We start from the raw sequence: 18811 nt of genomic DNA, 5'->3' as shown, positions 1-18811 counted from the left end.
CCGCGGGGGGAACCGGCGGCGGGTTTGGGGGGAACTGTGGTGTGTGTTCGTGCTGCGTTGCTGGTTGTCGCCGTGCTCGGCTTCGGAGTCGGGTGCGGTACGGCGGAATCCACCGAACCGGCCGCCGTCGCCGGTGGGCGGATAATCACGAAGACGGTGACGGCGCCAGCCGAGACGCCGACTCCGACCGCCGAAGCGCCGGCTACGCCGAAGGCCGTCGTACCGAAGCCGGCGGCGGTGACGAAGCGGGTCGTCGAGTACGGCGTGATTCCGTTCAAGAAGAAGACGGTCACCGACAGCGAGCTGCCGAAGGGTGAGCGGTCGGTGCGGACGCCGGGGGTGAACGGCACGCGGAAGCTGACCTACGAGGTCACGTACGTCGGCGGCAAGCAGACCGCAAAGAAGCTCGTGAAGCAGGAGGTCGCCAAGCCGCCGCGGTCGCAGGTGACCGTCGTGGGGACCAAGGTCGAGGAGGAGTCGAGTTCGGGATGCGACCCGAACTACAGCGGCTGCGTGCCGATCGCGAGTGACGTCGACTGTTCGGGCGGCAGCGGCAACGGACCCGAGTACGTCGCCGGCCCGGTCAATGTCATCGGATCCGACATCTACCGCCTCGACGCCGACAACGACGGGATCGGCTGCGAGTAGACACGACCAGCGCGGTGTAATGAGGCCGTGCTGACCTACGAACTGACGTCCAGGGATCTGGAGGAAGTCCGGTTCGCCCTATCGCCCGCGGCGGAGACTGTCTTGTCGTTGCGGGCGTTGCGCGATCCGGGCCGCTTCCCGCTGCAACTGCCCTGGGTCCGCGCGGTGCAGCCGCTGCTCGAGGACCTCGACTGGAGCGTGCTCAGCCACCTCGTCAACGACACGATGGGCAGCCCTGACTTCCTCACGCCGCGACCGACCTCGCCGCTCACGCAGTTCGCCGACGAGCTGGAGCTCATAGCCGCCGTCGATCAACACACGTTCATCAGACAACTGACGGCAGTCAACGGCGAGGTCCCAACTGGCCTCACGCCGAAACGAGTCACCACAGCACTCGCCGACTACTGGCAGACGGTCATGGCGCCGTACTGGAATCGCATGCGGACGATCCTCACGGCCGACATCACGTACCGCGGTCATGTCCTCACCCAGCAGGGCACCGGCGCGATGCTCAACGAGCTGGGACCCGCGATCTCTTACAGCCAAGGCCTGTTGAAGGTCGACAAGGTGAGCGCGGTCAGTCGCGTGGAGAAGGTCGACGGCCGCGGCCTCGTCCTGCAGCCGACCTTGTTCGGCCCGCATGCGGTGATCCCGTACGACCCCGGCGCCGACCCAATCCTCGGCTACCCGCCCCGCGGTCAGGCCAACCTGTGGACGGTCATCGCACCGCCCACCCCGCAAGACCTCGCCCAACTCATCGGTACGGCGCGCGCCCGCATCCTGCAGCTTCTCACCCATCCGCGCACCACCACCGATGTGGCCGCGGAGCTCCAGGTCACGCCGTCCGCAGTCAGTCAGCACCTGCAACTGCTTCGCCGTACCGGTCTGGTGGAGCCACAGCGAGCCGGCAAGCAGGTGCTCTACAGCCCGACTGAGTTGGCCTCTTTGCTGACAGGGAACTAAAGTCGAAGACACCGCGGGAGCTCGCACCGGAGTGGGCTGAGAGGGCGACAGAGCAGGCGTCGCCGACCGCTGAACCTGAATCGGGTAATTCCGGCGTAGGGAGGACAACGCATGTACGACGAGTCAGCAGACGAGCACGCCGTGTGGGTCAACGGTACGGCGACCAGTAGCGCACCAGGCATGTCTGTCGCGGAGCTGGTTCGGGTGATGTCGGATCGGCAGACCGGGATCGCGGTCGCGGTGAACCAGAGCGTGCTGACCCGGGACGAGTGGGCCGGCACGATTCTGACGGCAGGTGACCGGGTCGAGATCGTCGGCGCGGTCCAGGGAGGCTGAGATGGACGACCCCTTCGAGCTGGGCGGGCGCACGTACTCGTCGCGACTCATCATGGGCACCGGCGGTTCGGCCAACCTGGAAGTGATGGAGGAGGCGTTGGTTGCCTCCGGCACCCAGTTGACCACGGTCGCGATGCGGCGGCTGGGGACCGGGCACGAGGGCTCGGTGCTCGACGTACTGAAGCGGCACGGCATCGAGATCCTGCCGAACACTGCCGGTTGTCACACCGCAGCCGAGGCCGTGCTGACCGCGCGGTTGGCGCGCGAGGCCTTGGGGACCGACCTGATCAAGGTCGAGGTGGTTGCCGACGACCACTTGTTGCTGCCCGACCCGTTCGAGTTGCTGGACGCCGTCGAGACGCTGGTCGCCGATGGCTTCACCGTGCTGCCCTACACGAACGACGACCCGATCCTGGCCCGCCGCCTCGAGCAGGCAGGGTGCGCGGCCGTGATGCCGTTGGCCGCGCCGATCGGATCGGCACTCGGCATTCGCAACCCACACAACATCGCGCTGATCGCCGAGGCGGCGAACGTGCCGGTCATCGTCGATGCCGGCATCGGTACGGCGAGCGATGCCGCACTGGCGATGGAGCTGGGCTGCGCCGCGGTGATGCTGGCAACGCCGGTCACGCGTGCGGAGAAGCCGGCCCTGATGGCGGCCGCGATGCGCGACGCGGTGAGCGCCGGCCGCAATGCCCGCCTGGCCGGTCGAGTCCCCCGCCGCTGGCACTCAGCCCTGGCCTCGTCCCCTACAACCGGTCTGCCGACCTCAACCTCTGGAGATTGAGTGAGTAACTTGGAGTATCCGCAGTCAGAAGGTGTTGCTCCGGGCAACGGTTACAGCCACGTGGTGACTAGCGCGGGACAATGGGTCGCGATCGCTGGTCAGGTGGCACTCGATGCTGATGGCAAGCTTGTCGGCGAGGGTGACTTCGAGGCCCAGACGCGGCAGGTGTTCGCGAATCTGGACGCGGCGTTGAAGGCGGCCGGGGCTACTTGGGCGGATGTTGTGAAGCTGGGTTGCTTCCTGACCGATATGGCCGGGCTGCCGGCGCTGCGTACGGTTCGCGACGAGTACATCGACACGACGAAGCCGCCTGCGAGCACCGCCGTACAGGTGGTGGGGTTGTTCCGGCCGGAGGCGTTGATCGAGGTCGAGGCGTACGCCGTTATCTGAGGAGATTGACCGCCAACTGCGCGGCGAGGCCGATCGTGGCGTCGACGCGCGGTTGGCGGGAGTCGGCGCGGGCGGCGAGGGTGAAGACGGCGACCGCGTAGGCGTCGCCGGCAGGAAGCGTGACGACGCCTACTTCGTGCCGGAGCGCGCCGAAGGTGCCGGTCTTGCCGGCGACCTTGATGCTGTCATGTGGGAAGCCGGAGGCTAGGCGGTGCTGGAAGGTCTGCCGGTGCATGGTCGCCTTCACGAAGTCTGTTTGGGCCACGGAGAGCAGGTCGCCGGACCAGAGCCGGCGGAGTAGCAGCGTCATGTCCGAAGGCGTGGTCGCGGAGGCGTTGGCCGCTTCGTAGACGCCGGCTGGCGTGGTGCGGTTGTTGTCGGCGAGTGCGGCTAGGGCGGCGTCCGGATCGTCCAGCCCGGTACGGCGTTGTAGGTCGTGCAGGTGGGCCGCGGTCCCCCGGCGTACCCAGGTTTGTTGCAGGTCGAAGGAACGGAGCAGCTCGGCGAGGCGGTCGAGACCGACGACGTCGAGCAGCGCGTCGGCGGCGGCGTTGTCCGAGACGGTCATCATCGAGACCGCGAGGTCGCGGAGGGACATCGTCACTGGGTCGGCCAGGAGGGACAGGCCTGTCGGGCCGGGGGTGCGGGTCGCCGGGTCGAGGGTGAGCCGCTGGCGCGGGTCGAGTTCGCCGTCGTCGATCAGGCGGCAGAACCCAACCAGCAAGGGAAGTTTGTACACCGAAGCCATCGGTACGACGGTGTCCGCGTCGAGGTCGACCGTCGAGTCCGGTGCGTCGAGCGCGACCGCATGCAGCCAGCCGCGTACGCCGGCGTCCTCGAAGACCGCGCGGATCCGGGCGTTCAAGGCGTCACCAGCGCGTCGGTCAGCTGCGCGATCGTCTCGACCGGCTCGGCGAACGGCGTACGCGAGTGGGACCACACCAAGCGGATTCGCGTCGGCAGTGGATCGCCGGTCAGGCGGTGTCGGTCGACGCCTGGTGCCGCCAGTGTCGGGTCGGCGGTCATCAGGATCGCCTGCCCGGCCGCCACCATCGCGAGCCCGGCTCGCTCGTCCGTCACCACCACCGTCCCACCGTCCGGCCGATGCAACGCGAGCGTGTCGAGGAACAGATCACGAGCCGCCGGGGCCTCCGCCCGAGGCCGAACCGCCACCGGCAAGCCGCGCAAAAGCTTGAGCTCCACGGAAGGATCAGCCGCCCGGGCACCCCTGAGGTGAGGGGAGGCCGCGGTGAGTGGATCTGCGGGGAGCTGGGGAGCAGCCTGGCCGCGCCGCCCGGACGGGGATGTCGGCGCGGCCTTGCCCAATAGTCCGGACGGGGCGAGCGCCCAGGTTGGAAGGAGTTGGACTGGGCCCGCCTCCAGTCCGTCCAGGACGGTCGGGTGGAGGACGGCGGCCAGCGTCAGGCGCCCCGAGGAGACCTGGCTGACCAGGGCGCTGGTCGGCGCGGAGACGACTGTCACGCGGCTGCCGGGCACGGCTGCGCCGCAGGCGGCGGCCAACGCGGCACCGGCGGCTGGAGGGACCTCAGGGGCCAGGCCGAGGCGGATCTCCGGGCCTTCGGGATCGCGCAGGACGGCGGCCTGATGGAGTTCTTCGATCGAGGTGAGGGCTCGGCGGGCGAAGGGCAGCAACGCCGCACCGGCGGGGGTGAGTTCGACACCCGTGGAGCCTCGCTCGAAGAGCTTGGCGCCGACCAGGGCCTCCAGGCGGCGCAGGCCCTGGGACAGCGGTGGCTGGGTGATGCCGACGACCCGCGCGGCGTCGCCGAAGTGTTGTTCCTCGGCGAGCGCGATGAAGATCTGGAGGTGTCGTTCAGTCAGCATGACCCTGCTGACCTGCGGTGATATCCCCAGCCACTCGCCTCATGCCCGAAAGCATATTCGACACACCCCAACGGCCTCGCCTTGACTGCAACCGACGGAACAGCGAGAGGAGACGCAGTGAAGGTGACGCGACGAGGAATGCTGGCGGGCGTGGCCGCGGTTGGTGCCGCCGGAGTGATCGGCGGGAAGGCCGCCGCGCAAACCAGCAGCAAGCCACCGGCCAGCCGCGAGTCGGTGGAGCTGACCTGGTTCGGCAATCACGCCTGGCAGATTCGGTGCGGTGAGCACATCGTCCTCACCGACCCGTGGCTGACCCGGTTCCACACCGGCACGTTCACACCCGAAGGCGCCGACCCGAAGACCAAGCTGGTCATCGACAAGGCGGTCGTCGACAAGCACCTCGGCAAGGCCGACGCGATCCTGGTTCATCACGGCCACTACGACCACATGTCCGACGTACCGTATGTCGCCGCGCGCACCCAGGCGACCGTCCTCGGCACCCAGACGCACGTCAACCTACTGAAGGCGATGCGCACCCAGGCCGACCTGCTCTCGGCGGTCCGCGGCGGTGAGCACCTGGTCTTCGACGGCTTCACGATCGAGGTCTTCCCGTCGCTGCACTCCTGCGGCGGCAAGCGGCACACCTACGCCTACCCCGGCTATCACCAGGACTCCGTCCCGCCGCGTCCGCGCGTGATCGAGGACCTCGTCGAAGGCGGCACGCTCGCCTACGTGATCACGATCGGCGGCCTGCGCATCCTCAGCCTCAGTACGGCGAACTTCGACCCGATCGCCCTCCGCGATCTGCAGGTGGACGTCGTACTGGCCGCGCCCGGCGGCGAACCCGGCGTCACCGACCGCCTGCTCCAGACCATCAAGCCGGTCCCGACCGTCATCGCGACCCACTGGGACGACTTCGACAAGCCGCTCACCGCGCCCGGTGTCCCGTGGACCGACCTGACCCCGCTACGCACTTCCGCAGAACGCTCCGGCGCCCGCTTCGTCGTACTGGATCACCTGGAGAAGCTCACGCTGTAGGCAAGAACGCATCCAACGCGCCGGCGACCAGCTCGGGCCGCTCCAGCGTCTGCAGATGCGGTACGCCGGGCAACTCGACGAACTGTCCGCCGGGGATACCGTCCGCCAGCGACCGCAGTACGTCGGCCGACCCTGGGACGTCCGCTCCACCGGCGACCACCAGGGTCGGCGCGCTGAACGAGCCGAGCTTCCCCTGGACGTCGAGCTGCTTCATCGCCCGCCAAGCCGCCGCCCAGGCCGCGGGGTCCATCGCCCGCACCCCGTCGCGTGCGAACCGGACGCCCGCGGTCTCGGCGGCCAAGGCCGCCGGCGTGAACCAGCGCGCGAGCGACTCCTCGACCTGGGCCTCCATCCCGCCTGCCTCGGCTGCGGCTGCACGGTGCTCGAAGACCTCCGGGAACGGACGATCCGTGGTCGCCAGCAAGGCCAGCGAGGCGAACCGCTGCGGTGCTTCGACTGCTGCGGTCTGCGCGATCCCGCCGCCGTACGAGAGACCGACGACGTGCGCAGTCTCAAGCTCCAACGCATCCAGTACGCCGAACAGGTCGCGCGCCAGATCCGTCAGTCGCTGCGGATGCGGCGCTCCGGAAGCCTCACCGTGACCGCGCAGATCGTAGGCGAAAACCCTGCGACCGTTGGCCAATCGATCCAGCACCGGCTCCCACATGCGCTTGTCGCCGCCGAGTGAATGCAGAAGCACAACCGGCGGACCGCTTTCGCCGCGGCGCAGCAGACCAGTCTGGTGATCGTCGAGAGTCAGCACGCCACAAGTCTTGCCGGACGGAGGTTCAGACCACGGATTCTTCTGCTGGAGGCAGAGCGCGGACCCGGTAGTGGTAGCGGGAGACGGGCGTGAAGCCGAGGCGGTTGTAGAGGGCCAGGGCCGGGGCGTTGTCGGCCAGGACCGAGAGGAACACGTGCCCGACACCGCGTTTCGTTGCCTCACGCAACAAGCCGTGAATGACGGCCTGCGCCAGACCTTGGCGGCGGTACGCCGGGTCGGTGGCAATGCAGTAGAGACCGGACCAGTCATCGGCGAGCGCGAGCCGGCCGACCGCGACGATCTCGCCGCCGACCAGCACCCGGGCATGGAGGGCGGGGCTGCGGTCGAGGATCTGCCGCGCGACGACTTGTTCGGAGGGAGCGCCGTGGGGGTCGGTGCGCCACCAGAATTCCGTCCAGGCGGCGTCGGCGACCGGAGAAATATTCATCGTGACCGTCGGAGCCGGCAGCGCGCTCAGGACGTCCGCGATGGCGGCGGACTGCACCAGCGTCGGGCTGTCCAGCTGGTAACCGCGAGCGGCCAACTGGTCGTCGAGATCGGTCGGCTGAGCGGCCGGACTGATCTGGAAGCACGGCGTGATCCCGTGCGCCTGGTACAGCGTTTCCACGTAATCCAAGGCTTTTCCGAGATCACTCGGCGCCGCAGCCGGGAGCACCGAGTTCGCTCGCATGGTCACGCCGGCCGCTCGCCGGACCAGCCAGCCGTCCAGTTCGGTGCTCTGTTCGGCACGCCAGCACTGGTTCATCAAGTGGTCGATCTTCGCGGTAGTCATCACCCGCCTGAGCCTAGATCAGCCCGAATCAATTTGCAAAGGAATGCATATTTATTCATCTACCGAGTGGATCGCCGCCGCCAGCAGGTCGATCCCCTCGACCACCGTGTTCACCGTCAGGCCGCCATATCCGAAGACCAGCCCGGCCGGCCCCGGCGAGGTCACCCAGTACGGCCCCAGCCCATAGACACCAAGACCGCGCTGAAGTGCGGCGGCCTGGACCGCATCCTCGGTCAACCCCTCCGGCAGCAACGCCATCACATGCAGCCCGGCCGAGATGCCGGTCGGCACGAGCTCAGGGAGCCGCAAGGCCAGCCGCTCCACCAACGTGTCCCGCAGCAACCGGTACCGCGGCCGCATCCGGCGCAGATGCCGATCGAACTCACCGTGGGCAACAAAGTCCGCGAACGCCAGCTGATCGAGCACGGGCGACCCGCGGTCGTCCATCAGCTTCGCCTGCGCCATCGGTTCGACCAGCCGCGGCGGCAGGATCATCCACCCCAACCGCAGCCCCGGCGCCAACGTCTTGCTCGCTGTCCCGGCGTACGCGACCCGGTCCGGCATCAGCCCCTGCATCGCGCCGATCGGCTCCCGGTCGTACCGGAACTCGGCGTCGTAGTCGTCCTCGATCACCAGACCGTCCCGCCGCGTCGCCCAGGCAAGCAACGCCGCCCGAGTCTCCGCCGACGTGACCACACCTGTCGGGAACTGATGCGCCGCCGTCACCAGTACGACGTCCGCCCCGGACCGCTCCAGCGCCTCAACATCAACGCCACCCTCAAGAACCGGTACGCCGACCGTCTCCAGCCCGGCGGCCGCGGCCACTCGGCGCAGATCGTCGTCCGACGGATCCTCGACCGCGATACAGCGATATCCCTGCGCAGCAAGGACTTGCAGCAACAACCGCGAGCCCTGCGCGAACCCGTTGCAGATCAGCATGTGCTCCGGCCGCGCCGCCGTACCGCGGACTCGGTTGAGGTAGTCCGCCAACGCTGTCCGCAGCTCGATCGTGCCGCGGCCGTCGATATAGGCCAAACTCCGGTACGGCGTTTCGTTCAGCACCCGGCGGATCGACCGCAGCCACGCCGCTCGGGGGAACTGCGACACGTCCGGCCGGCTGTAGCGGAAGTCGATCCGCGCCACCGCCTCGGACGGCGACGCCGTACCGGGCGGCTCGATCGCGGCCACCTCCGCGACCTCGGTGTACCCGCCGGGCCGGCTGACCAGATACCCCTCGGCCACAAGCTGTTGATAGGCCTCGACCACCACGCCCCGCGACAACCCCAGATCCTCGGCGAACGAGCGGGTCGACGGCATCACCGCGCCGGCCCGCAGCCTGCCCTCCCGGATCCGGTCCCGGATCCCACTCTCCAGCTGCTGATGCAGCGGGGCGCCGCCGGAGCGCTGGAGCTCGATCAGCAGTTCTCCGGAACTGGTCCTGATTCGGCTCACGAAACTGGACCTTATCGGAGTACCGCCGCGCTGTCAGGGTGGAAGACATGACGACCTTCCTGCACCCCGGAGAGCCCCGGTACGACGACGCCCGCACGGTCTGGAACGCCATGATCGACCGCCGGCCCGCCGTGATCGCCCGCTGTACGACGACCGCCGACGTGGTGGAGGCGGTCCTGCTCGCCCGCAGCTCGGGCCTCGAGCTCGGCATTCGCTGCGGCGGCCACAACATCGCCGGCCTGGCCGTCCCCGACGGCGGACTGATGATCGACCTGACCCCGATGGGCGCGGTCGAGATCGACCTCGAACGCCAAACCGCGATCGTCCAGGGCGGCGCGCTGCTCGGCGAGCTGGACCGGGCCGCCCAGCGGTACGGCCTGGCGACGACCGCGGGCAACGTCTCGCACACCGGGGTCGGCGGACTCACGCTGGGCGGCGGGATGGGCTGGCTGGCCCGCCGCTTCGGGCTCGCCTGCGACAACGTGACGGCGTACGAAGTGGTGACCGCGAACGGCGAGGTCGTCCGCGCCACCGCCGACGAGAACGCCGACCTGTTCTGGGGCCTGCGCGGTGGCGGTGGCAACTTCGGTGTCGTCACGTCGTTCGAGTTCCGGCTGCACGAGATCGGCACCCGCACATTGGTTGCCGAGTTCACCTATCCGGTCGAGGCGGCGTACGACGCCTTGCGTGGTTGGCGGGAACTGAACCGGACCGCCCCGCGCGAGGCGACCTTCACCGCCTCGATCACGCCGAACGGCGTCACGCTCGGCTATGTCTGGGTCGGACCGCTCGGAGAGGAGCTACTGCCCGCGTTCCGCGCCCTCGGCCCGGTGGTCCACGAGAGTGTCGAGGCGATGCCCTATCTGACCTTGCAGAGCAGGGACGACAGCGTGCAGGGCCACCGGTACCGCCGCTACTGGAAGGGCCACTACTTCAAGTCGTTGCCCGACGAGGCGATCAAGGCGCTGATCAACACGCCGGGCGTCTCGGCGAGCCTGCAGGCGTACGGCGGCGCGATCGCCGACACCCCGGACGAGGCGGCCGCCTTCAGCCACCGCGACACCCAGTTCGAGTTCGTGACGTCCACTCGCTGGGAGGACGCCGCCGAGGACGAGGCCCGGATCCGCCAGGTCCGCGAGTACGCCGCCACCCTGACGCCGTACGCCCAAGGTGCCTACGTGAACACGTTGAACGGTGAGGCCATCCACCGCGCCTTCCCGCCGGCCAAGCTCGCCCGGCTGGCCGAACTCAAGGCGAAGTACGACCCGGAGAACCTCTTCCACCTCAACCAGAACATCGCCCCTGCAGTGCTCACCAAGGTCTAGCAGGCGCAGGCGATGCCTCGCGGAGCGGTCAGCGGGTCAGACTCCCGACGCTCGATCCCGGCGGCGGTCTCGACCGGCAGACCCTCCCGCGCCCAGTACTCGAAGCCGCCGATCATCTCCTTGACCGAGTAGCCCAGCTTGGCGAACTCCAGCGCCGCTCGGGTCGCACCGTTGCAGCCAGGCCCCCAGCAGTACGTCACCACCCGCACCCCAGCCGGTACGACGTCCGCCGCGCGCGCCGCGATCTCGCGCGTCGGCAGATGGACGGCGGCCGGGACGTGTCCCTGATCCCAGCTCTCCTGACTGCGACTGTCGATCAGCACCCAGCCCGTCGTACCGGCGCCGATCTCGGCGGCGACATCGGATACGTCGGTCTCGAAGGCGAGTCGGCCGGCGAAGTGGGCAACGGCTGCGGTCTGTTCGGTCATGTGCTCAGCCTGAGCGAACCTCGATCGGCGCAACAGTGGCAGAAATGACCTAGTGCGACAAGATTCAGCCAGCGTTGATTCGGGCCCGGGCTCGCGCCACCTTGATCGCGGTCTTCAGCGTCTCGACGTCGTACGCACCGTAGTGCCGCTGGCCGTTGATGAAGAACGTCGGCGTCCCGGAGACGCCGCTCAGGTCGGCCGACTCGACGTCCCGCGCGACCCTGGCCGCGGCGACATGCCGCTTCACGTCGTCATGGAGCCGCTGGTTGTCGAGGCCGAGCTGCTCGGCGTACGACATCAGGTCCTTGGGCTGCAGGTTCTCCTGATTGGCGAGCAGCAGATCGTGCATCTCCCAGAATGCCCCCTGCTCGTGCGCGGCCTCGGCCACCTCGGCCGCGATCTGCGCTCGCGGATGCACATCCGACAACGGCAGATGCCGCCACACGTACCGCAGATCGTCGTCCTGCAACAGATCCCGTACGGCGGCCTCCGCGATCCCGCAGTACGGGCACTCGAAGTCGCCGTACTCGACGAGCGTCACCGAGGCGGTCTCGGGACCACGGACGTGATCGATCTCGGGGTCGACCGGATCGGCGAGGTCGACCAGCTCCTCGGCGCGGCCGAGAAGCGCGAGCGCCTTCTTCGGCGGACTGAGCAGATGGACCGAGCGGAAGACCGCCCAGGTCACCGCGGCCGACACGACCACCGCCAGGAGCAGGCCGAGCTTCGCCTCCGCCAGCGCCGGCCCGTCGAACGCGATCGTTGCTATCAGCAAGGAGACGGTGAAGCCGATGCCGGCGATCGTGCCGCTGCCGGCGACGGCGGCCCAGCCGACCTGCGGTCCGTACCGGCCGCCGGAGAAGCGGTCGAGCAGCCAGGAGACCAGCGTGACCGCGACCGGCTTGCCGACCACGTAGCCGATCAGGATGCCGAGCGTGACCGGCGAGGTGATGGCTCGGCCGAGGAACTCCGCGTCGATGGTGACACCGGCGTTGGCGAGGCCGAACAGCGGAACGATCAGGTAGCTGGTCCAGGGATGGTAGAGGAACTGCAGCCGCTCGTTCGGCGAGATCGTCGCGGTCAGACCGACGGTCGCCGACCGCGCGAGCTCCGGGGTCGGCTGCTCGCGGAAGACCCGGAACAACCCGCTCGCCTGCTCGAGCTCCTCCCGCCCTGGCGAGTACGCCGGTGCGGTCAGGCCGATCGCCAGCCCGGCCACGACCGGGTCGACGCCACTCGTGAGCAGCGCGGCCCACGTGATCACGCCGAGAACGACGTACACCCAGGGTTTGCGGACCCGGAGCAACGCGAGGGCGAGGACGACGGCGAAGGCGATCACCGCGATCAGCAGCGGCATCAGCTCGATGTTCTCGCTGTAGACGACCGCGATCACGACCAACGCCAGCAGATCGTCGACCACGAACACCGTCAGCAGGAAGACCCGGACACGATCCGGGACCCCGCGGCCAACCAGTGCGAGCAGCCCGAGCGCCAGCGCGGTGTCCGTGGACATCGCCACACCCCAGCCGTGCGCGGTGTCCGTGCCGAGGTTGAAGGCAAGGTAGATCAGCACCGGCGCGGCCATCCCGGAGATGCCCGCGATCACCGGCAGCACGAACCGGCTGCGGTCCCGCAGGTCGCCGAGGTCGAACTCGCGCCGCGCCTCCAGCCCGACGACCAGGAAGAACAGCGTCATCAGACCGCTGTTGATCCACTCCCGCAGATCCAGCCCGAACCCATGGTGACCGAGCTCGAACGAGAGGTCGGTTCGCCAGAAGCCGTCGTACGAGTCCGGGGCGAGATTCGCCCAGAGCAGGGCGACCAGAATCGCCGCCGCGAGCACTCCGGAGCTGCCCGCTTCGGTGCGCAGGAAGCTACGCATCGGAGCCGCGAACTCCCGCCGCCAATTCGTCCGGCCGTTCGACAGCGCCGGGAAGTCCGCCATGAGGTAACCCTAGTGCCGAAAACTGGGTAGAAGGCTGCATGATGTCTCCTGCGGACGCCCCGAGACCCGGGCTCCGGTGAACCGAGCGAGTGGAGTAGCCCGTTGACTGAGCAAGAGCTCACTGCCACCTCGGCGGATGCGTTCGCACGGCTCGCGATCGAGCTGCATGATGCTCCCGGTGTCGAGGAGACGATCGACGCCGTCGTCCAGTTCGCCTTGCAGGCACTGAGTTGTAGCTACGCCGGTGTCGCTCTGTACACGCGTGGTGGCAGTCCGGAGGTGGCCGCGGTGACCGACCCGGTCGTCGCCGATGTCTACAACCTGCAGCTGCGCACTGAAGTAGGTCCGCTGGTGACCGCCCTGCGGGACCGGAGCACGGTGCTGATCCGGGACACCGAGACCGAAGGCCGCTGGCCGGAATGGACCGCCAAGGTCGCCGCACTGGGGGTCCGCAGCGTGCTCGACGTACCGCTGGCGACCGGTGATTCGTCGCGGCAGACGGTCGGCGTCCTCGGTCTCTACAGCCCGACTCCGGACGCCTTCAGCGAGGACGACGAGGCGATTGCGCACATCCTGGCCCGGCACGCCTCGGTGGCCCTGGCCTCGGCGCGGCACGAGGAGACGATGGCGCAGGCGGTCGACGCCCGCAAACTGGTCGGTCAGGCGATGGGCATCCTGATGGAGCGCTTCGACGTCGACGGCGACCGCGCGTTCGCGATCCTCAAGCGCTACTCGCAGGACACCAACACCAAGCTCCGCGACGTCGCCCAGCAGCTCATCGACACCCGCAAACTGCCGCACTGACGCGCTACCGGCGCAGGATTAGGCTGTCGGGATGGGGAACTGGCAGCCGTTGGCGGGGCCGTCCCGGCAGGTCGCGTTGGAGATCCTGCTGGACGGACCGCTGTCGCGCGCCGAACTGTCCCGGCGAGTTGGACTGTCGCCAGGGAGCCTGACCCGGCTGACCAAGCCGATGGTCGAGTCCGGCCTGCTGGTCGAGGTCTCGGCCGGGCCGACCGATGCGCGGGTCGGACGGCCGTCGCAGCCACTCGATCTCGACCCTGCGGCCCATCACTTCGTCGGCGTGAAACTCACCGGTGACCGGGCGATCGGCGTACTGACGACGTTGCGGGCCGAGGTGATCGCGAGCCTGGAACGGCCGCTGACGGACCACACACCGTCGGTGGTGGTCGATCTGATCCTCGAGATGACCGACGATCTCGCCGCTCAGAGCGAACGGCCGATCACCGGGCTCGGCGTCACGATCGGCGGCCGCGTCGCTGATGGCAGGGAAGTTCGCTGGGGGCCCTACCTGGACTGGGTCGACGTACCGCTCGGCGAGCTGCTCGCCGCCGCAACCAGTACGCCGGTTGTGGTGGCGAACGACCTGGTCGCGCTGACCGAGGCGACGCACTGGTTCGGCGCCGGCCGCGGCACGGACCGGTTCGTGCTGATCACGATCGGCGCCGGCGTCGGCTACGGCCTGGTCATCCACAACCGGACCATCGAGAGCCCGGACACCAGCATCGGCCTGATCGGCCACCATCCGCTGATCCCCAACGGTCCGCTCTGCGACCGCGGGCATCGCGGCTGTGCGCTCAGCCTGCTCACCGTCAGCTCGATCACCACCCGCGTCGGCGCCGCGCTCGGGCGATCGATCGACTACGAGGAGTGCCTCGATCTGGCCGCGAAGGGAGATCCGACGGCCGAACCGATCGTCGCCGAGGCCGGCTACGCCCTCGGGAAGCTGATCGCCGCGGCGACGAACTTCACCATGCCGCAGCTGGTCGTCCTCGGCGGCGAGGGCGTTCGGCTCGCCGAGGTCGCCCGGACCGACCTGCTGACCGGTCTGCACGCCGACCGGCACCCCTCCGGTGTCGAGCTGCCGATGGTGCTGCAGCCGGCCGACTTCACCGAGTGGGCCCGCGGCGGTGCGGTGATCGCGATCCAGACCTTCGTCCTTGGTAACTGACTAACTCGAAATAAACAGTTACACTCGTCGTCATGGAAACCGTGAGGCGGTGGATCGCCGGATGGCGGCTGTGTCGTGGCCTGGACCAGCCGATCGAGTACGACGACGTTCTGCTCGCGCAGCTCAACCTGCCCGGCCGCGAGCGCGAACTGTTCACGGACAACGCCGCGCTCATCGACCGGCTGGCCCCTGTCGTCACCGAGACCACGTGGCTGACCGTCACCACGCCGTACGGCGATGCTGTGGCCGAGCGACTTGTCACCGCGGGGCTGCAGCCGTTCGCGGAGCAGAAGGTGCTGATGTCGATCGCACTGCGTGACCACCCGCGGCCGGCGACACCTACGCCGTACCGCCTCGCGCTGCGCAGCGAAGGACCGCTGGAGTACGCCCAACTTCTCACCACCGACGGTAGCGTTGCAGCCCACGGGATGGCTGCCGTCGTTGGTGGCGACGCGGTCATGCACGACATCGCGACCGATCCTGACCACCGGCGGCGCGGCCTCGGCAGCGTGATCATGGGGGCTCTGGCCGGACAAGCCGCCGAACGCGGCGCCACCGCCGGGTTCCTGATGGCGACCGAGGTCGGAGTGCACCTCTACCGTTCGCTCGGGTGGTTGCCGGAAGCAACCATGGTGACCGCCTCAGGCAGTGCGCGCGCGGTGCGCGGCGACCTTGGTGCGGTTCTGGCAGGCCGTTGAGCAGAACCGCTGCGTGCGGTTCCGGGTCGAGTCCAGGAACAGATCGTCACACCGCTCGGCCGCGCAGCGCCGTAGGCGTTCCGAGTCGTGGCTGCCGAGCAGCATCGCCACCGCGGTAGCGAACTCGGCGAGCCAGCCGGTCGCGACCGAAGCACCCGGCGCGGCGAAATGCAGATGCCACAGCTGGCCGGGCTCCCGGGTGAGTTGCGGGGCCGCCTGGGTGCGGCGCAGCAGGTCGTTGACGACCTCGACCGCTTTGTCGAGGTCGGGAAGCAGGCTCAGCGCGTCATACAACTGCCGCGCGCCCGTCTCGTAGTCATGAACTTCGATCGGGACGGTTCGGTTGGTTGTGAGCCGCAGCACGTCGCGGACGGCCTCGGCGTCCGGCGGCGCGGCCGGGCGGCCCTGACGCTGAGGCGCACCGAAGACGTTCGCCAGCGCGACGGCCGCGGTGAGCGACGCCTGGAGGTGCTCGGTGGGCTCCATGCCGCCCAGTATCCGGCAGCTGCGCACAGCCACCCAATCTCACGCTCGGTAGCGAAAGGTAGTGTCGAGTCAACTAAATGCGGTCGCCGGGCGTCCTACTGAGGTCGTACGTCAGATCTCCGCAACATCCTTCTGCGATCCGATGAACTGATGGTTGCCAGCTACAACAATGAGGAACATGAACTTGGTCCAGACCCGGCAGCGTCCGGCGCCTACCGGTTTGGCCGGCCTGTCCGAGGCCGTCGTCGACCTCTCGGCGATCCGGGACAACGTGCGGACGTTCCGGCGGCTGACCCCGCAGGACGTGATGGCCGTGGTCAAGGCCGACGCGTTCGGGCACGGCGCCGTACCGGTGGCGCGGGCCGCGCTGGAGGCGGGCGCCACCTGGCTGGGAGTCGCGCGCGCTGACGAGGCGCTGCAGCTGCGGGCGGCCGGCCTGACCGCCCCGATCCTGACCTGGCTGTACGACGCCGCCGAGCTGATGCTGCTCGGTGACATGGATGTCGATGTCAGCATCTCCACGGTCGCCGAGTTGCAGCGGGTCGCCTCGATCCCGGCCGTCAAGAACGTGCATCTGAAGCTCGATACCGGTCTGCACCGGGCCGGCAGCACCCCCGACCAGTGGATCGAACTGACCCGGGCCGCGGCGCACCATGAGGCGCTCGGGACGCTCGCCGTCCGGGGAATCTGGTCGCATCTGTCGCACGGCGACGATCCCGACGCCGTCCAGAGCCGGAAGCAGTTGCAGCTGCTCCGGACCGGGGTGGTGCTGGCCCGGCGCGCAGGACTGAACCCGAGCGTGCTGCACCTGGCCAATTCGGCCGGTGCGATCACCCTCGACGCGCCCGACTGCGACGTGATCCGGATCGGCGCCGGGCTGTACGGCATCGACGAGACCGGGATCGGCCTGCGCCCGGCGATGCGGCTGATGAGCAAGGCCGCCCAGGTCCGCCGGATCGGCGCCGGCGAGGGCGTTTCGTACGGACATGAATTCGTCGCCGAGCGGTCCAGCACCGTGCTACTGGTGCCGCTGGGCTACGCCGACGGGATTCCGCGGGTCGCGGCCGGGCAGGCTAGTGTGCTGTGCCGCGGGCTCCGGATGCCGATCGTCGGGCGGATCGCGATGGACCAGTTCGTCGTCGACGCCGGTGACCTGGCGGTCGACCCGGGCGAGCCGGTGACGATCTTCGGAGACGGCTCACACGGTGAACCGACCGCCAAGGACTGGGCGGACTGGGCCGGAACCATCCCGCACGAAATCTACTGTGGCATCGGAGTTCGGGTGCCCCGTCGTTACGAGGAGGCAACTCGATGAAGGTCGCGGTCGTGATGGGCGGCGCCAGCCCCGAACACCACGTGTCCCTGGCCAGCGGCAAGGGAATCGCCGACGCGGTGACCGAGCTCGGTCACACCGCGGTTCCGCTCGTCATCGACCAGCAGGGCGACTGGGCCGACGGTCTCCATGAGTCGATCGACCTGCTCCGCTCCGTCGACGTCGTACTGATCGGTTTGCACGGTGAGTACGGCGAGGACGGCCGCCTGCAGGGCTTCCTCGACCAACTGAAGGTCCCGTACGTCGGCAGTGGCGTCACCGCCAGCGCGGTCGGCCTCGACAAGCACCTGACCAAGGCGGTGCTGCGCGCGCACGGCATCCCGGTCACCCCGGGCGTCCGGCTGTTCGGTGCGGAGACCAGCGACACCGAGGCCGCCGTACAGAAGTTGAAGGAGGCCGATGTCGAGTTCCCGGTCTTCGTGAAGCCCGCCAACGGCGGCTCCAGCTTCGGCGTCGGCCGGGCGACCGATCTGGCCTCGCTGGCCGACGCGATCGCCGCCGCGGCCGAGCTCGACCCGCAGGTCCTGGTCGAGAAGGAGATGGTCGGCCGCGAGATCGACCTCGCCGTGCTGCAGTTCCCCGACGGCCGGGTCGAGGTCGGCCCGCCGCTGGAGATCCACAGCGACCCCGCGCAGCCGTTCTTCAACGCGACCGCCAAGTACGACGCCGAGAGCGCGACCCAGTTCGTCGTACCGGCGCCGCTGGACCCGGAGCTCGCCGAGCTGCTGAACCGGACCGCGCTCGAGGTCTTCGAGGTGCTCGGCTGCCAGGGCCTGGCCCGGGTCGACTTCTTCGTCCCCGCGGACGGCAAGCCCGTCGTCAACGAGATCAACACGCTCCCCGGCTTCACCCCGGCCTCGCAGTTCCCGCGGATGTGGGCAGCGGCCGGCTACTCGTACGCCGATGTCGTCGGGGTGCTGATCGAGACCGCGGTGGCCAAGTCGTGACGGTGCTGCTGAGCGACGAGCGGATCACCCGGATCGAGGCCGTCGACAACGGAGAGCCGCTCATCGAGCTCGCCACGCGGGGGATCGACACGCCTGGTCTGGCCTATTCGCGCGAGGGTGTCGCGGACCGGCTCGTGCTCGCGAACACCTTTCTTCCTACCGGGATCCGGCTGCACGTGGTCGAGGGGCTGCGGCCGCTCGACTTGCAGCGCAAGTATTTCGACGGCTACTCCGCGGAGCTGCGCACGCTCAATCCGGACCTTTCCGAGGCTGAGATCCACGTCTTGGCGAGCCGGTTCGTCTCGCCGGTCGAGGTCGCGCCGCATGTGGCCGGTGCCGCCGTCGACCTGACTCTGGTGGGAGCGAGTGGTCCACTCGATCTCGGTACGCCGATCGATGCGACACCCGAGCAGAGTGACGGAGCGTGCTTCTTCGCCGCGGCGAATATCAGCCGCGAAGCCCGCACCAACCGTGAACTCCTCGCCGACGTCCTGACCTCGGCCGGCTTCGTCAACTACCCGACCGAGTGGTGGCACTGGTCGTACGGTGACCGCTACTGGGCCTACGCCGAGGATCAGCCGCACGCCATCTACGGTCCCGTCGCCTGGCCTGACGCTCGGTGAAGGCCATTCCACCCACATTGCATTGATTGCTGCGGGGTA

General features: G+C 68.8%; 21 protein-coding genes and 1 riboswitch. Of the genes, 13 read left to right on the top strand and 8 right to left on the bottom strand.

Features of this window, described 5'->3' with window-relative positions; translation table 11 throughout:
• The first annotated feature begins 39 nt into the window (after nucleotides 1-39).
• From ABZS29_RS29200 to ABZS29_RS29180, 5 genes are all read left to right on the top strand, one after another.
• A complete protein-coding gene (locus ABZS29_RS29200; protein ID WP_355466563.1) occupies nucleotides 40-648 on the top strand; it encodes a G5 domain-containing protein in 609 nt (202 codons plus the stop codon).
• 27 nt (nucleotides 649-675) lie between these two features.
• The gene (locus ABZS29_RS29195; RefSeq protein ID WP_355466561.1) at nucleotides 676-1611 is read left to right on the top strand and encodes a DUF5937 family protein; all 936 of its coding nucleotides are present in this window, start codon (nucleotides 676-678) and stop codon (nucleotides 1609-1611) included.
• Nucleotides 1612-1614: 3 nt separating this feature from the next.
• Nucleotides 1615-1730: riboswitch (TPP riboswitch) on the top strand.
• A complete protein-coding gene (gene thiS / locus ABZS29_RS29190) occupies nucleotides 1723-1947 on the top strand; it encodes a sulfur carrier protein ThiS (protein ID WP_355466559.1) in 225 nt (74 codons plus the stop codon). Its footprint overlaps the riboswitch before it by 8 nt.
• 1 nt (nucleotide 1948) lies before the next feature.
• Complete coding sequence (locus ABZS29_RS29185) at nucleotides 1949-2734, top strand: thiazole synthase (protein WP_355466557.1); 786 nt, start codon at nucleotides 1949-1951, stop codon at nucleotides 2732-2734.
• Nucleotides 2735-3124, top strand: coding sequence for a RidA family protein (locus ABZS29_RS29180; RefSeq protein WP_355466555.1), 390 nt, complete (start codon nucleotides 2735-2737; stop codon nucleotides 3122-3124).
• Here ABZS29_RS29180 and ABZS29_RS29175 read toward each other — a convergent pair.
• Complete coding sequence (locus tag ABZS29_RS29175) at nucleotides 3117-3989, bottom strand: serine hydrolase (RefSeq protein WP_355466553.1); 873 nt, start codon at nucleotides 3987-3989, stop codon at nucleotides 3117-3119. The genes ABZS29_RS29180 and ABZS29_RS29175 overlap by 8 nt on opposite strands.
• On the bottom strand, nucleotides 3986-4969 hold the full coding sequence (locus ABZS29_RS29170; RefSeq protein ID WP_355466552.1) for a LysR family transcriptional regulator: 984 nt from the start codon (nucleotides 4967-4969) through the stop codon (nucleotides 3986-3988). The genes ABZS29_RS29175 and ABZS29_RS29170 overlap by 4 nt, the downstream gene beginning before the upstream one ends.
• Nucleotides 4970-5092: 123 nt before the next feature.
• Between ABZS29_RS29170 and ABZS29_RS29165 the strand changes: the two genes are divergently transcribed.
• Nucleotides 5093-6007, top strand: a complete 915-nt coding sequence (locus tag ABZS29_RS29165) for an MBL fold metallo-hydrolase (protein ID WP_355466550.1) — start codon at nucleotides 5093-5095, stop codon at nucleotides 6005-6007.
• Here ABZS29_RS29165 and ABZS29_RS29160 read toward each other — a convergent pair.
• The 3 genes from ABZS29_RS29160 to ABZS29_RS29150 are packed head-to-tail and all read right to left on the bottom strand — an operon-like array spanning nucleotide 5997 to nucleotide 9015.
• Complete coding sequence (locus ABZS29_RS29160) at nucleotides 5997-6770, bottom strand: alpha/beta fold hydrolase (protein WP_355466548.1); 774 nt, start codon at nucleotides 6768-6770, stop codon at nucleotides 5997-5999. The two genes, ABZS29_RS29165 and ABZS29_RS29160, sit on opposite strands and share 11 nt — an antisense overlap.
• 25 nt (nucleotides 6771-6795) lie before the next feature.
• Nucleotides 6796-7563: a GNAT family N-acetyltransferase gene (locus ABZS29_RS29155; protein ID WP_355466546.1), complete on the bottom strand. Its 768-nt coding sequence runs from the start codon at nucleotides 7561-7563 to the stop codon at nucleotides 6796-6798.
• Nucleotides 7564-7614: 51 nt separating this feature from the next.
• Complete coding sequence (locus ABZS29_RS29150) at nucleotides 7615-9015, bottom strand: PLP-dependent aminotransferase family protein (protein ID WP_355466544.1); 1401 nt, start codon at nucleotides 9013-9015, stop codon at nucleotides 7615-7617.
• A 47-nt stretch (nucleotides 9016-9062) separates the two neighbouring features.
• On the opposite strand from ABZS29_RS29150, the gene ABZS29_RS29145 reads away from it, so the two are divergent.
• Nucleotides 9063-10340: an FAD-binding oxidoreductase gene (locus ABZS29_RS29145; protein WP_355466542.1), complete on the top strand. Its 1278-nt coding sequence runs from the start codon at nucleotides 9063-9065 to the stop codon at nucleotides 10338-10340.
• On the opposite strand, the gene ABZS29_RS29140 is transcribed toward ABZS29_RS29145, so the two are convergent.
• Both ABZS29_RS29140 and nhaA read right to left on the bottom strand, forming a co-directional pair.
• Nucleotides 10337-10768: a rhodanese-like domain-containing protein gene (locus ABZS29_RS29140; protein WP_355466540.1), complete on the bottom strand. Its 432-nt coding sequence runs from the start codon at nucleotides 10766-10768 to the stop codon at nucleotides 10337-10339. The two genes, ABZS29_RS29145 and ABZS29_RS29140, sit on opposite strands and share 4 nt — an antisense overlap.
• A gap of 64 nt (nucleotides 10769-10832) precedes the next feature.
• Nucleotides 10833-12713, bottom strand: a complete 1881-nt coding sequence (gene nhaA, locus ABZS29_RS29135) for a Na+/H+ antiporter NhaA (RefSeq protein ID WP_355466539.1) — start codon at nucleotides 12711-12713, stop codon at nucleotides 10833-10835.
• Between the two features lie 102 nt (nucleotides 12714-12815).
• On the opposite strand from nhaA, the gene ABZS29_RS29130 reads away from it, so the two are divergent.
• Genes ABZS29_RS29130 through ABZS29_RS29120 form a run of 3 tightly spaced genes read left to right on the top strand, consistent with a single transcriptional unit; the run spans nucleotide 12816 to nucleotide 15383 of the window.
• Nucleotides 12816-13517, top strand: coding sequence for a GAF and ANTAR domain-containing protein (locus ABZS29_RS29130; protein ID WP_355466537.1), 702 nt, complete (start codon nucleotides 12816-12818; stop codon nucleotides 13515-13517).
• A gap of 31 nt (nucleotides 13518-13548) precedes the next feature.
• Nucleotides 13549-14685, top strand: a complete 1137-nt coding sequence (locus ABZS29_RS29125; protein WP_355466535.1) for an ROK family transcriptional regulator — start codon at nucleotides 13549-13551, stop codon at nucleotides 14683-14685.
• A gap of 32 nt (nucleotides 14686-14717) precedes the next feature.
• Complete coding sequence (locus ABZS29_RS29120; RefSeq protein ID WP_355466534.1) at nucleotides 14718-15383, top strand: GNAT family N-acetyltransferase; 666 nt, start codon at nucleotides 14718-14720, stop codon at nucleotides 15381-15383.
• Here ABZS29_RS29120 and ABZS29_RS29115 read toward each other — a convergent pair.
• A complete protein-coding gene (locus ABZS29_RS29115; RefSeq protein WP_355466532.1) occupies nucleotides 15327-15869 on the bottom strand; it encodes a CGNR zinc finger domain-containing protein in 543 nt (180 codons plus the stop codon). The genes ABZS29_RS29120 and ABZS29_RS29115 overlap by 57 nt on opposite strands.
• 178 nt (nucleotides 15870-16047) lie before the next feature.
• Here ABZS29_RS29115 and alr point away from each other — a divergent pair, with 178 nt between their 5' ends.
• The 3 genes from alr to ABZS29_RS29100 are packed head-to-tail and all read left to right on the top strand — an operon-like array spanning nucleotide 16048 to nucleotide 18772.
• A complete protein-coding gene (gene alr, locus ABZS29_RS29110) occupies nucleotides 16048-17184 on the top strand; it encodes an alanine racemase (RefSeq protein ID WP_355466530.1) in 1137 nt (378 codons plus the stop codon).
• Nucleotides 17181-18149 carry a D-alanine--D-alanine ligase family protein gene (locus tag ABZS29_RS29105; protein ID WP_355466529.1) on the top strand — a complete coding sequence of 323 codons (969 nt, stop codon included), beginning with the start codon at nucleotides 17181-17183 and terminating at the stop codon, nucleotides 18147-18149. The genes alr and ABZS29_RS29105 overlap by 4 nt, the downstream gene beginning before the upstream one ends.
• Entirely contained in the window at nucleotides 18146-18772 is a 627-nt protein-coding gene (locus ABZS29_RS29100) for a M15 family metallopeptidase (protein WP_355466528.1), read from the top strand. The genes ABZS29_RS29105 and ABZS29_RS29100 overlap by 4 nt, the downstream gene beginning before the upstream one ends.
• The last annotated feature ends 39 nt before the right edge of the window (nucleotides 18773-18811 follow it).

It is taken from the genome of Kribbella sp. NPDC005582, assembly GCF_040605415.1.
Taxonomy (GTDB): Bacteria; Actinomycetota; Actinomycetes; order Propionibacteriales; family Kribbellaceae; genus Kribbella.
This window is presented reverse-complemented; position numbering and strand designations above follow the sequence as displayed.